Genomic DNA, 12,866 nt, shown 5'->3' on the forward strand with positions numbered 1-12,866 from the left:
TTATGGAAATCCTGTTTGTCAGCCATAAATTCCCCCCGTCGGTTGGAGGAATGGAAAAACAAAGTTTCGAGCTGATCACCGGAATGGAACGTTACTGCAAGGTGCACCGCCTTGTGTACGAGGGGAAAGGAAGCATATTGACGTTTTTTCTGGGTTTGAGGAGCAACATTTTACGAGCTTGCAAAGATCATCCCAATATTACGGTCATTCATTTCAATGACGCCCTTCTGGCTACATTTTGCCTTGGCCACAAAGGTTACGAACACTTGAAACGCACTGTCACACTACACGGACTCGATGTCGTTTTTCCAAGCCAGATTTACAGAAAACGCATTTTTCCAAAGTTTAACCGGCTCGATCTGTTCATCGCAGTAAGCCGTGCTACGGCAGACCACGCAATTGCACAGGGCATAAACGCGGACAAAGTGATCGTCATCCCTAACGGCGTCGATACTGAACCGGGTCGGGCTCATCAACATTCAAAACGAACGGCCGAACTGCTTGAAAAATATGCGATTCCGGTCGACCGTCACCTGCTGGTGGCAGTTGGCAGGCCAGTTAAGCGAAAAGGATTTTCCTGGTTTATACGTGAGGTGATTCCCAAATTGGATCCCCGATTTTTTGTGTTGTTAATCGGGCCATTTGAACACCGCCCAACAGTTTCCGAACGACTTTTATCGCTACTGCCACACAAGCTGCGCGAAAACATTATGCTGTTTCTGGGCTTCGGTTCGGACGCGGCGGCGATCAGATCTTTATTGGACAACCCCGATTTCAACAGATCATTTAAGCATCTGGGCCGACTTCCTTCCGAACATAAAAGGATCATATTGCAATCTTCCGACGCGTTCGTAATGCCCAATATTCACGTTGACGGTGATATGGAAGGTTTCGGGCTGGTTTGTCTGGAAGCTGCCATGGCAGGGGCACTGGTATTCGCCGCGGACATTGACGGGATTCCGGACGCTATTAAGGATGGGAAAAATGGCTTTTTGCTTCCGAGCCAAAACGCCAAAACCTGGGCGACCAGACTCAACGAGCTAATTGACGATCGTGAAATGTTTGACAGGCACCGGCAAGCCTTTCAGGAATTTACCGCTGCAAATTACAGTTGGGACAAGATGGTAAAAGCATATTATGAAGCTTGCAAGCGTCTGTCGTCGTAGGCACAAAAGCAATTGCCCATCGAAGACAGATGCTTACAAGCTATTCCTTTTACTTATTAAATCTGATAGAACTTCACAGTTCCGTCTCCTTCGTTACTGGTAACCAGTAAGCCCTTCCCATTTGGACTTTTTTCCGGTGCAATGAAAAGAACGCCTTCCGGTGCATCACCGGTTTTAAGCATTTGAAGAAACTTAGGCGCTGTTGGAGTGCTGACGTCGTACACGGCAATGGCATCCACGCGTTCAAGGGCAATGAAAGCGACGGGCTTATTGTTGATGGTTCCAATCGTAACGCCTTCGGGTTCAACGCCTTTGTCGTCTGAGCGGTCATCGTCGTAAATGCCAGCTTTAATCGCTTCCTCTTCCAGCATGCTTCCCGAATCAAATACCAATTGACCGCTGGCAGCACTGAAAATACTGAATCCACGGCCACCAAAGCCGTAAAGCACATCGTAGTCGCCATCATTATCAATATCACCACGCGTGCTGGTCACGCGCAGGCGTCCCAGATTTTCGGGTTTTTGCAGGGTGACAGCATCCGGAAAGGCAGTTGCGTCAAGCACAAGTGCACCAACCCTTTTCTGCTCGTCAAAAGCAGTATACTCGCGGGCATCGCCTTCATTCGCTGTGATCAGGTATTCTGAACCATTAACGCTAAACGGCGCAATGGCGTCCGGCAAGTAGAACGATTTCACAGGCCAGGTTGCCAGCGCAACTTTACTGTCTTTATCGCTGGCATCCATCGCATTCACCAGCTTGCTGATGTCCCTGGTGCCCAGCGGGTGCAGTTTCAGGATAGTTCCGGACGTCAGGTCCAGCTCTGCGATCCCGTTATTTTCTTGTAGTGTCACAAACGCTTTTTTAGAATCGCTGGAAATGGCCACGTATTCCGGCTCAATGTCTTGGGCGAAGCTCGCACCTGGTCCATAAACCCGGAAGCCATTGGTAGCCAGCTGGTTGTAAGTGGAGGCAAATGCGCCGAATGACAATGTTTTTACACTATAATTGTCTGTAACGTCAATAATGGACACCGATCCATCAGGGTCAACAGTGTAATCCGCACTGGGCTCTCCTTCATTTGCCGTAACAATGTATTTGCCATCCGGGCTAAAAGTGACCATATCGGGCAATGCACCAACTGTGATTTGCTTAATGGTTGCCAAAGTTGTTGTGTTCATCACGATCACGCTGCCATTGGCCTGCTTGTTGGCAGCTTCCAGTGCAATGGCAAGTTTGCCATCCGAAACAGCGACACTGTTCGCAACGCCTCCCAAGGAAGAAATGTCGATGGATTGCAGTTTGGACACGGTTGGAAATGCGGAAAGGTCCGTCACTTCTACCTTTGCTGTGGATTCATTGTTGACCGTAAAGAGCCTGCGTGAAGCAGGGTCATAAGCCGAAATTTCCGAAGCCGCGGTTTCTCCCAGGTCAATGGAAGCAACTTCCGTGAACGACACGGGCGTCTGCGGCTCTTCCGGAAAATGGTCAGTACAGCTATTCAAGGCCACCGACAACAATGTCAATGCGAGTAAAGGTTTGTTTTTCATCTTGATGTTTTGAATGATAAAAAACAAAAATAGATACGGGTAAACCCACTAGGAGATCGATTTGGAAAGCTTAACAATTTGATAATTAGTCGAGCACCCAAGCTGCTGACATGCACTGCCAGTCGTCAACAATGAATTTTATTTCGCCTTGAATGAATGACCGGATAGATAATCACGTGCCGGTTTGAGCCGCCAGGAAAATTGCGCGCTAACCGGATGGTGGTCGGATAGGGGCAAACCTTCCTTGTTATTGAAAATCTGATTTAGAAAAGAGTAGCTGATTGTTTTGAGCTCGACGGTTTCGCTGCTTCGGTAGAAGATTTTATCAATGGTCTCGCTGCTGTCGGTCAGGTTAAGGATATTGGCGGCAGGGATGATTTTCAATGCATCAGGCAGTTTTCCTCCTTTTATATGCATGACCCACGCATCCTGCAATTGGTTTTTAGTTGTTAAGATTTGAATATTATCATAAAAAAAACCATAACGCCCGTTTAAGTCACCCATCAGGACAACCGCCTTGCCCGCAGAGTGCGTAGTAATGTAATCAGACAGTTGTTTGATGTTTTCACGCCGGGCCGAAGCGGCGTTTAATGTATTATATGCATTGGAATGCACATTATAAAAATCGATATAAACATTCAGTGCGACCTGTATCTGGCTGTAAGTGAATCCTTTGGGAGTCATGCAATCTGCGCCGGTGCAGTTGTTCCATTTTACGCGGACTATATTACTGAGGGGGAATTTGGACAATGTGTTTAAGCCATCTCCAAACGGGACAGACCCCTTGGTTTCTGTCCGGTAATTGTGAACATTATCGTTATCATATAATTGCGAGTGATAATTGAAGTCTTCCTGGACATGGACAATGTCAAAATCCTGCAGTTTTTTACCAATGGTTGCGATGCTTTCAGCTCTGGGCGTTTTTGCGCTGCAAATGATGGCTGGCAAACCGGCAATGTTGTAGCTGATCGCTGAGAACTGTCCTTCGGTTTCCACTTTCATGAAGTGGTTCCCGGCAATATGCAGCGTTACTCCCGACCCGTTGGAACGTTCCGTGCTATTGCAGGTTAAAAGTAACACCAAGAGTCCCCATACACTCAGTTGTCTTTTGTTTTTGTAATTGTTTGGCATACCATCGAATTAGTTGATGCCAAATTACAATTGCAGTGTGACCTGAATGAAGAGCAGTTGTTATTGAATCGTTAAATGTTATGAAGAAACCATTCACTGCCATTCTTATCAACAACATTTATTGAGCTGATGGCGGCGGTATCTTTGTTCCCCAGCTGATATTTGGCTGCGATCCCATTACAAACGTAAGCCTGCCACCTTTCATTAAATCATCGCGATATAGCCAGCAATTATCAAGGGAAGTTCCGTTAAAGGTTGCTGATTGAATGTAAACATTGTTTTTAGAGTTATTCTTTGTTTCGATAGTGAGTGTTTTGCCGTTACCCAGCGTAATGGTCACTTTTTCAAACAACGGACTTCCCAATTCAATAATCGGCCTGAGATCCGTAAAACCTTTTACATCAAATAAACCCAGGGCATTCATCACATACCAGGACCCAAGCTGACCCTGGTCTTCATCTTGCCCATAGCCGTAGCCGTGTATGGGTTCCGTGCCGTAAAAGTCTCTTCCGATAGCTCGCGTCCACTTTTGGGTTAGCCAGGGTTTTCCTGAAAAGTTGAATAACCAGCTGGTATGTAAGTTGGGCTGATTGCCGTGATTATAAATGGAATTAACACCTGCAAATGCGTCAATGGTTTTACCTCCGCCAAAACCAAGCTTTTCGGACACGGTGAAAATACTATCCAGCCTGTTGTTAAAATTGTCTTTACCAATGGCATCGACCAGCCCCGCCGGGTTTTGGGGCACATAAAAGCTGTATTGCACAGAGTTACCTTCCTGAAAACCGCGCCAGGGTTGATATGGGTCAAACTTTTCTATGAAACTACCATTGGCCTTTTTCGGCTGCATCAGCTTGTTTTGCGGGTTTAAAATTTGCCGCCAGCCGTTTGATAATTTGATGAACTTATCATAATCCCCGGTTTTGCCCATTGCTTTTGCCATTTGCGCAGCAGCAAATGCACTGAAACTATATTCCAGCGTATGCGATCCTGAAAAGTTGGATCCGGTAGAATCTGTGACAAAATCATCACCCTGCCGCTCCAAAAACGGTACAAAGCCGTTTTCTACAAATGCCTTGGTGTCCAGTTTACCTGAGCCGATTGGGCGGTTTTTATAACTTAGTTCGTTTGCCTTTACAGCTTGGTAAGCCAATTCAACATCATAATTTCGTATGCCTGCATGATAAGCGCCTGCTATGGCAAGCCCAACGAAGTTCGTGCCCACGCCGGACACAAATTCGCTGTTGGCTATGCCATCACCAAACCAGCCTTTATCTTTAAATATCTGTAAATGTGTGTTTGACAAAGCTGCCATACCATTCAGGATAGGATAGCGACCATAATTGCGTAATGTTCCAGAAAGCACCCCATATTGCGTCCGTATTAATAAACTCAGGTTTCAAGTTTTTGCCGGATTGGTCCGGTAATTGTCCGGTCTGGCCGCCGTGTTTCGGGTATGCGCCGTTCACATCGCTGGCTATTCCTCTACCGAGCAATGCATGGAAAAGGCCGGTATAAAATTTAGTTTTGTTTTGCTCGTCCCCGTCTTCTACTGCAATTTTACCCAATTGCTGCTGCCAGGTGGTTTGCGCCTGTGCTTTTGCCTGATCAAACGATAAACCGTTTGCCTCCGAAAGAAAATTTAGTTTAGCATTCCCCGTTGAAGTATATGATAAGCCTGTTTTAACTTCAATCCTTTCCTGATCCGCTGTCCGATAGCTGAGCACAAGGCCCGCGCCCTTGCCGGTTGCAGTGCTTTTATTTTCCGTTATATTATCAGCTGTAAATGCTGTAATGGATGCCGGTTTTTTGCTGATCTCGCCATAAAAGAACATGGCTACTTTTCCAGCAGGGTCATATATTTTTACATATTTTGGATAAGTCAACACATAACCTTCAAAATGCGTATCATCCAGCATTTTAATGCTGGCATCGGTCACGATATCGCTTTCGCCCTGCTTGTTGCCGATATCCAGGATAATGTGCGATTGCTCATGCTTTGGGAAAGTATAGCGCTGAAAACCAACCCTTTTAGTAGCAGTAAGCTCTGCAGTGATGTCATAGTCATCCAGCAGAACCTTGTAATAGCCGGGTTCCGCAATCTGGTTTTTCCTGTTGAATTTGGAGCGGTAGCCGGTATTTATCCCTTCCAGATCACCTGGTTTGGTTTTTACCGGACCCGTAGTTGGCATATAACTGACGCCGCCTATCTGCCATTCGTGGAAGTGCACGAAGCCCTCTATCGAGTTTTGCCGTGTATCATACCCGACAGCTTCCCAGCCCGACGGGTTACCGTAATGCCCGTTTGTTGAGGGAGCCAGTTTAGCCATACCATAAGGCACAGCCGCTGGTGTGTAAAAAAACCAGCGGCTGTGTGCCGTACCAATATCAGGGTCAACGTATTTGAGAACACTTTGAGCCATAACACCGTAATTTGTCAATAGCATACCCAATACAGCAGTGGCTAACCTGAACTTAGCTTTCATATAGATAGATTTAAATAGCGGCTCTCAATATTTTAATATAAACTTATGGGTTTCCGGTTGTATTTTTCAATGTATGATCATGCGCTCCAAAGTTTAGGTCAAAATTTACCGAAACTATTTTTGTTTTACCATATTTTCTATACATTTAAATGTTCATACATACGAACATGGTCTTTCGATTTGGTATTCTAGCTTACCTCAAAATGAAATTGCAACCTCTTCTGCGTTATAGTGTTCTGTTTCTGATGGCGGCAATGTGCTCCTGTGGCGGGGATTCATCCAGCAAAAAAGAGGATGTTGAAGTAACCAGGTTCAATGAAAAGGTTTTTACGGCAGAACCTGCCACGGACTGGACCAACCTGTTTCTAAGAAAATCTGGCTGGTTTGGTGGTGACGGGATTTTTGCGATACCATTTTCGGGAAAGGATTCTGAAAAAAATGACAGCCTTCTTTTTTTGTTCAGCGATACGATGGTTGGCGAAATTCGTGGGGATTCATTGAAGCCCGGCTTTGTAATGATCAATAACTCAGTAGCATTGCTGAAAGGCAAAACTGCTGATTCCTCAAACCTGGCATTCAGAATGGCGCGTGAGAAGGGGGCTTACAAAGCCATTTTTAGCCCGAAAACGAACAAGCCGGACAAGGATACTTACTTCTGGCTCGGCGATGGTTTTGCCAATCCCGATGCAAATAAAGACTTATTCATTTTCGCCTATCAAATCACCAATACGCACGACAAATCGCCGTTTCCATTCAAAGAAACGGGCAATGTCCTGATCCGCATACCAGCGGGCAGCCGTTTTCCCTACACCGACCAGCAACAAACACAGCTTCCATTCAATAATTATAGGAACGGGGAAGAGACCATTTCCTTTGGGGCGGGGGTTTTCAACAATAGCGAATCTGCCGGAGAAGCCGAGCCGGACGGTTTCGTATATGTATATGGTATAAAAGGTAAAAGTAAACAGCTCGTTTCGGCAAGGGTAAAACCTGCTCAAGTTGGGGCGTTTGGGGATTGGGAGTTTTGGAACGGAAATGGCTGGTCAAAAGATGTAAAATCCGTTAAAGCGTTGAGCGATTCTGTTTCCAATGAAATGAGTGTGAGCTATCTCTCAAAAGGCAAATATGCATTGGTTTATCAGCTGGGCAGCATTTTTCCTGAAATTTGCATGCAGGTGGGACCCACACCGGTTGGGCCTTTCGGCCCAAGGATCGTGCTTTATAAAACAACAAATGACATTCAGGATCCGGATTTGTTCACTTATAATGCCAAAGTGCATCCGGCACTGTCAGCCCCTGGCGAGCTCTTGATTTCTTACAATGTGAATAGTTTCAAATTTATGGAGGTCATCACAAAAAAGCCTAATCTTTATCGCCCGCGGTTTGTGAGGGTTAAATTCAGGCAACAATCTTCCCAAACAAACCCTTGAGTATGATGACCGAAGAAATTAATACATTACCTGCCAAAAACAGGCTGCCTTATATCATTCTGATTACCAGCGTCGCAGCATTCGGAGGTTTTCTTTTCGGCTACGATACAGCCGTAATTGCCGGGGCAATCGGTTATCTTCAGGTCAAGTTTAATCTTTCCCCGCTGATGGTCGGCTGGGCTGCCAGCAGCGCTATATGGGGTTGTGTGTTGGGCGCAATGTCTGCCGGTTATCTCAGCGATCGCTATGGCCGCAAGGCAGTACTGATCGGAACGGCGGTACTTTTTGCATTGCCGGCCTACGGCTCTGCGGTTGTCAATGATCTCACCAGCTTCATTATCATGCGGCTGCTTGGCGGGATAGGAGTGGGCGCGGCTTCCATGCTTTGCCCGATGTACATTTCCGAGATCGCTCCCTCGCGCATCCGCGGCAGGCTGGTTACCCTTTATCAATTGGCCATTGTGTTGGGTATCAACATTATATATGTAATTAATCTGAAAATTAGCCAGGCCGGTGATGAAGCCTGGAATATCGAATATGGCTGGCGTTATATGCTCGGCTCGGAGGTGATTCCTGCGGCGGTGTTCTTTGTATTATTATTTTTTGTGCCCGAAAGTCCGCGGTGGCTGGCGGCACAGGCAAAGGACGAGGCGGCCAAAAAGATTTTGGAAAAGATCAATGGCAAAGTCGTTGCACAAGAAATATTCGCTGAAATTTCCGAAAGTCTGCGTGACGAAAAAGGAAGCCTGAGCGACTTAATGGATAAGAAACTGCGCAAACCACTACTGATCGGCGTTGTGCTTGCATTGTTTTCGCAGATCACCGGCATTAATGCAGTGATTTATTATGCGCCTGAAATTTTTAAAAGCATTGGTTTTGGTGCGGAGTCAGCATTCACCCAGACCATCATTATCGGGCTGGTCAATATGCTGTTTACATTGGTGGCGATCTGGCTGATCGACAGGGCCGGCCGGCGGAGCTTGCTCATCTGGGGTGTGGCCGGAATGATCATTTGCCTTTTTGCCACAGGCATTTGTTTCCATTTTCATTTCGACAAGGGGCCGTGGGTGCTTATTTTTATCCTGGGATATATTGCCAGTTTTGCCGTTTCGCTGGGGCCAATTCCCTGGGTGCTGATGTCGGAAATATTCCCGACGAAAATTCGCGGGATCGCTATGTCGCTGGCAACCCTGGTGTTATGGATCGGCGTGGTGGCTATTACGCAGTTAACACCTTATTTTCTGGGGACATTTGGCGGGGCAACCACATTTTGGATTTTCATGGTAAATGCTGTGATCATCTGGATTTTTACCCTTAAAAAAATCCCGGAAACGAAGAACAGGACCCTCGAAGAGATCGAAAGAAGCTGGTAATAGGATGAGAACATGGAAGATATTTTTATAGGAGTTGATTTTGGGGGCACTAGGATTAAATTGGGGCTCGTTTTCGAGGGGAAAATTATAGCGGATGCCAATATAGAAGCAGCCTCAGCACTCACATTTGAGCAGAGGTTGACAGATATTGGTTTGGAAATGAATCATTTACTGTCGCAGGGTTCATACAACCTTACCGGGCTAGGTTTTGCGTTTCCTGGCATCGTGAATTTCAACACAGGCAGGATTTTGTCCAAATATGTGAAATATCCCGGTGCTGAAAATATTGACTTAAATAATTGGGCGGAAGCTAATTTTGGTGTGCGGATTGCCGTCGAAAATGATGCCCGGGCAGCACTGGTGGGGGAGTGGAAACATGGTGCAGGCGCTGGAAGCACCGATCTGGTTTTGGTGACGCTCGGAACCGGGGTAGGCACGGGCGTGTTGGTAAATGGCGCGCCATTGCGGGGAAAAAACTTCGTGGGCGGCAACCTGGGAGGACATTCGACCATCAATTTTGAAGGCAGTATATGCAATTGCGGGAATATCGGGTGTGTCGAAAGTGAAAGCTCTACATGGGCGTTGACAAAAATCGCCAGAGCATCCCCGGAGTTCTCAACGAGCAAGTTGGCGGCCTTGGATATCATTGATTTTAAAAATCTGTTTGAGCTGGCAGAAACGGGGGACAACCTGGCGTTAACGTTACAGGACCGCTGCCTGAAAGTGTGGTCGTTGTGTGTGATCAACCTGATCCACGCTTACGATCCGCAGAAAGTGATCTTCGGCGGAGGAATTATGAAAAGCAGTCACATTATTTTACCCTATATCAAACAAATGCTCGACAAGCATTCCTGGATCGGCTCCGACGACGTAGATCTGGTGGTGGCTGCGCAGCCCGAGCATGCGGGGATATTAGGGGTCTATGAATTATTGAAACAAAAAAATTATTGAAGATGCATTCCAATTACGACAAGTTTCCATACGTAGAAATAAGCGAATCGTCAGATCTGTGTTTTGCAGGCTGGCAGCAGATTTTCCTTGAAATTAACCGGCTTATTCAGGCCAAGAATAAGCACAAAACGATCATATGCATTGATCTTTATCACGGTGTCAATGTCTCGGAAATGGTCGGGGCGATCAAAGAAAATCTGGAAATGGCCGTGGTAATTGAAACGAATGCTTTTCTGAAAGATGCCACCCAGATACAGGAAATGGTGTTTCCATTTGTAACGGATGATCCGGTTTTTGGTAAAATAAACAGTCTGGAAATAGCGGATTTTTTTGAAACAGAAAAGCTGGACCGGCAAAAGGAGCAAATCCGTGCAACGGAATCGGGAACAGTTGTCATCGTTGGAGAAGGTGCGGCGCTTTTTGCGGATGCTGACTTACTTATTTATGCGGACCTGGCGCGCTGGGAGATCCAGAAAAGAATGAAACGCAATGAGGCAGGCAATTTTGGAGTCAATAACCTGGATGAAAACTTCGCATTGAAATACAAACAAGGGTATTTTCTCGATTGGCGTGTTTTTGACCGGCATAAGCTCGCATTTTTTGAACAAATCCATTATTTTATTGATGCTAATATTGCCGGAGAACCCAAAATGTTAGGTGCAGAAATTTATCACAAAGGCCTCGATCAGACCGTAGGGCGGCCATTCAGGGTCGTGCCTTTTTTTGATCCGGGCCCCTGGGGCGGGCAGTGGCTGAAAGAAGTCGCTGATCTGGATCGCGACGAGATCAATTACGCCTGGGGTTTCGATTGCGTCCCCGAAGAGAATAGTCTGCTATTTAAAATCGGTGATCATATTTTCGAGCTTCCCTCGATTAATCTCGTGCTCACCCGGCCAAAGCAGCTGCTTGGGAATGCAATCTTTAATGAGTTCGGGGCAGAATTTCCGATCCGGTTTGATTTTCTGGACACCATGGAAGGCGGTAACCTCAGTTTGCAGGTGCATCCGACACGGGCCTACATTCAGGAACATTTCGGGATGAGTTATACGCAGGATGAAAGTTATTATTTCCTTGAAGCTGAGGAAGACGCCTGTGTGTACCTGGGCACGCACAAAAATGTGAATGCCGACGCCATGATTGCCGACCTGGAAAAGGCGCAAAAGGAAATGACTGATTTCGACGCCGAAAAATATGTGAATAAGCTGCCTGTGAAAAAGCACGACCATATCCTGATTCCCGCAGGAACGATCCATTGCTCGGGCAGGAATGCAGTAGTTCTGGAAATTTCGGCCACTCCGTACATTTTTACTTTCAAATTGTGGGATTGGGGACGCCTTGGCATGGATGGAAAGCCGCGGCCAATCAATATTGAACATGGCAAAAACGTCATTGATTACACCCGGGACGAAGATTGGGTAAAGAAAAACCTGTTTAATAACATTACCAGCATCTCGCTCAATGGCCACGTGAAGGAAGAATCCACGGGTCTGCATGATACACAGTTTATCGAAACCAGAAGGCACTGGTTTGATGCCAAAGTCACCCATTATACCCACGGAAATCTCAATGTTGTCAATCTTGTGGAAGGCCGTGAAGTGGTTGTGGAAAGCCCCGACAACTTGTTCGAGCCTTATGTGATCCATTACGCCGAGACATTTATCGTGCCGGCTAATGTGCCTGTTTATACCATTACACCGTTCGGGAAATCTGTCGGAGCCAAATGCGCAACGCTGAAAGCATATATCAGAACTTAGGAATTCGGTTGTTTAAAAGGCATCCGAATTTTCTATTTTTGTGATTCTACATCCAATTTGTCGAATATGAAATTTAGCATAGATCATAAAAGCCCGGTTCCTTTACACATTCAGGCGGAAAACCTGCTGCGCACGATGATAAATGATCCCGAGCATTTGAATGGTAAATTCCTTCCTAATGAAGTGGAGCTGGCCAAGCAGCTCGCCATTTCCAGATCTACGCTCCGACAAGCATTGAACAAGTTGGTATATGAGGGATTGCTAATCAGAAAAAAGGGCATCGGGACCAAAGTAGCTGAGCCGGTAATTAGTTCAAAATCAAAGAATTGGCTTAGTTTTACCCAGGAAATGAATGCCAGGGGGATCAATGTCAAGAATTTCGAGCTGCATGTAACCTGGGTAGCGCCAGACGAAAAAACCGCCAATTTTTTTGGCATTGATCCCGGAAAAAAGATCCTGAAACTGGAACGTCTCAGGGGCAAAGTGGAAGGGCCGTTTGTTTATTTTATCTCCTACTTCCATCCCAGGGTGGGCTTGACAGGCGAAGAAGATTTCAAACGACCACTTTACGACATTCTCGAAAAAGACCATTTGGTCGTCGCGACGCTTTCCAAGGAAGAAGTTGGGGCGATTGCTGCCGATAAGTTCATTGCCGCTAAGCTCGAAGTGGAAGTTGGAAGCCCTATACTTTTTAGAAAACGCTTTGTATTCGATCAGGGAGACAGGCCTATCGAGTATAATCTTGGCTATTACCGCGCAGACAGTTTCGTATACACAGTTGAGAGCGTAAGAGAGTAAATCTATCTTTAAAACACATAATTACTGCGTATATTAATGTGCGTTATATACGCACGTGTCTGCCTGTTGTCCTCTCATGCGTGTTGCGTAACACCTTATCCGTAAAGTCTTCCTGAGAAAACGCTTTGGCATTTATCTTCCATTTACGTGTCAATAATAAAAATGTCATTATTTCATTAAAATATATTAGCAGTCCTTGTTTGTCCCAAAATATGTTTATATGTTTGTAC

The 12,866-nt window shown here is 46.0% G+C and carries 10 protein-coding genes; 6 read left to right on the forward strand and 4 right to left on the reverse strand.

The features are described from left to right. Positions 1-2 precede the first annotated feature (2 nt). Positions 3-1,166, forward strand: coding sequence for a glycosyltransferase family 4 protein (locus B5X68_RS10445; protein ID WP_082214624.1), 1,164 nt, complete (start codon positions 3-5; stop codon positions 1,164-1,166). A gap of 56 nt (positions 1,167-1,222) precedes the next feature. Here the strand turns inward: B5X68_RS10445 and B5X68_RS10450 are convergent, their stop codons facing one another. The 4 genes from B5X68_RS10450 to B5X68_RS29195 form a co-directional block, all read right to left on the reverse strand. After that, complete coding sequence (locus B5X68_RS10450) at positions 1,223-2,713, reverse strand: choice-of-anchor I family protein (protein ID WP_082214625.1); 1,491 nt, start codon at positions 2,711-2,713, stop codon at positions 1,223-1,225. A gap of 138 nt (positions 2,714-2,851) precedes the next feature. Beyond that, positions 2,852-3,844: an exonuclease/endonuclease/phosphatase family protein gene (locus tag B5X68_RS10455; protein ID WP_082214626.1), complete on the reverse strand. Its 993-nt coding sequence runs from the start codon at positions 3,842-3,844 to the stop codon at positions 2,852-2,854. 118 nt (positions 3,845-3,962) lie between these two features. Continuing rightward, a complete protein-coding gene (locus B5X68_RS29190; protein WP_229208359.1) occupies positions 3,963-5,159 on the reverse strand; it encodes a glycoside hydrolase family 92 protein in 1,197 nt (398 codons plus the stop codon). Further along, a complete protein-coding gene (locus B5X68_RS29195) occupies positions 5,122-6,330 on the reverse strand; it encodes a glycoside hydrolase domain-containing protein (RefSeq protein ID WP_229208360.1) in 1,209 nt (402 codons plus the stop codon). The genes B5X68_RS29190 and B5X68_RS29195 overlap by 38 nt, the downstream gene beginning before the upstream one ends. 203 nt (positions 6,331-6,533) lie before the next feature. On the opposite strand from B5X68_RS29195, the gene B5X68_RS10465 reads away from it, so the two are divergent. The 5 genes from B5X68_RS10465 (at position 6,534) to B5X68_RS10485 (ending at position 12,636) form a co-directional block, all read left to right on the forward strand. Next, a complete protein-coding gene (locus tag B5X68_RS10465) occupies positions 6,534-7,760 on the forward strand; it encodes a DUF5005 domain-containing protein (protein WP_170916623.1) in 1,227 nt (408 codons plus the stop codon). 2 nt (positions 7,761-7,762) lie between these two features. Beyond that, the gene (locus tag B5X68_RS10470; protein ID WP_212567994.1) at positions 7,763-9,133 is read left to right on the forward strand and encodes a sugar porter family MFS transporter; all 1,371 of its coding nucleotides are present in this window, start codon (positions 7,763-7,765) and stop codon (positions 9,131-9,133) included. A gap of 12 nt (positions 9,134-9,145) precedes the next feature. After that, a complete protein-coding gene (locus tag B5X68_RS10475) occupies positions 9,146-10,084 on the forward strand; it encodes an ROK family protein (RefSeq protein ID WP_082214628.1) in 939 nt (312 codons plus the stop codon). 2 nt (positions 10,085-10,086) lie between these two features. Then, a complete protein-coding gene (locus B5X68_RS10480) occupies positions 10,087-11,838 on the forward strand; it encodes a class I mannose-6-phosphate isomerase (protein WP_082214629.1) in 1,752 nt (583 codons plus the stop codon). A gap of 66 nt (positions 11,839-11,904) precedes the next feature. Then, on the forward strand, positions 11,905-12,636 hold the full coding sequence (locus B5X68_RS10485; protein WP_082214630.1) for a GntR family transcriptional regulator: 732 nt from the start codon (positions 11,905-11,907) through the stop codon (positions 12,634-12,636). Positions 12,637-12,866 lie beyond the last annotated feature (230 nt).

The organism is Dyadobacter psychrophilus, from assembly GCF_900167945.1.
In the GTDB taxonomy this organism is placed as follows: domain Bacteria; phylum Bacteroidota; class Bacteroidia; order Cytophagales; family Spirosomataceae; genus Dyadobacter; species Dyadobacter psychrophilus.

Bases quoted from the DNA above. Each gene is read 5' to 3' on its own strand.
- B5X68_RS29195 (WP_229208360.1), bottom strand. From the start codon at position 6,330: ATGAAAGCTAAGTTCAGGTTAGCCACTGCTGTATTGGGTATGCTATTG.
- B5X68_RS10465 (WP_170916623.1), top strand. From the start codon at position 6,534: ATGAAATTGCAACCTCTTCTGCGTTATAGTGTTCTGTTTCTGATGGCG.
- B5X68_RS10485 (WP_082214630.1), top strand. From the start codon at position 11,905: ATGAAATTTAGCATAGATCATAAAAGCCCGGTTCCTTTACACATTCAG.
- B5X68_RS10475 (WP_082214628.1), top strand. From the start codon at position 9,146: ATGGAAGATATTTTTATAGGAGTTGATTTTGGGGGCACTAGGATTAAA.
- B5X68_RS29190 (WP_229208359.1), bottom strand. From the start codon at position 5,159: ATGGCAGCTTTGTCAAACACACATTTACAGATATTTAAAGATAAAGGC.
- B5X68_RS10470 (WP_212567994.1), top strand. From the start codon at position 7,763: ATGATGACCGAAGAAATTAATACATTACCTGCCAAAAACAGGCTGCCT.
- B5X68_RS10450 (WP_082214625.1), bottom strand. From the start codon at position 2,713: ATGAAAAACAAACCTTTACTCGCATTGACATTGTTGTCGGTGGCCTTG.
- B5X68_RS10480 (WP_082214629.1), top strand. From the start codon at position 10,087: ATGCATTCCAATTACGACAAGTTTCCATACGTAGAAATAAGCGAATCG.
- B5X68_RS10455 (WP_082214626.1), bottom strand. From the start codon at position 3,844: ATGCCAAACAATTACAAAAACAAAAGACAACTGAGTGTATGGGGACTC.
- B5X68_RS10445 (WP_082214624.1), top strand. From the start codon at position 3: ATGGAAATCCTGTTTGTCAGCCATAAATTCCCCCCGTCGGTTGGAGGA.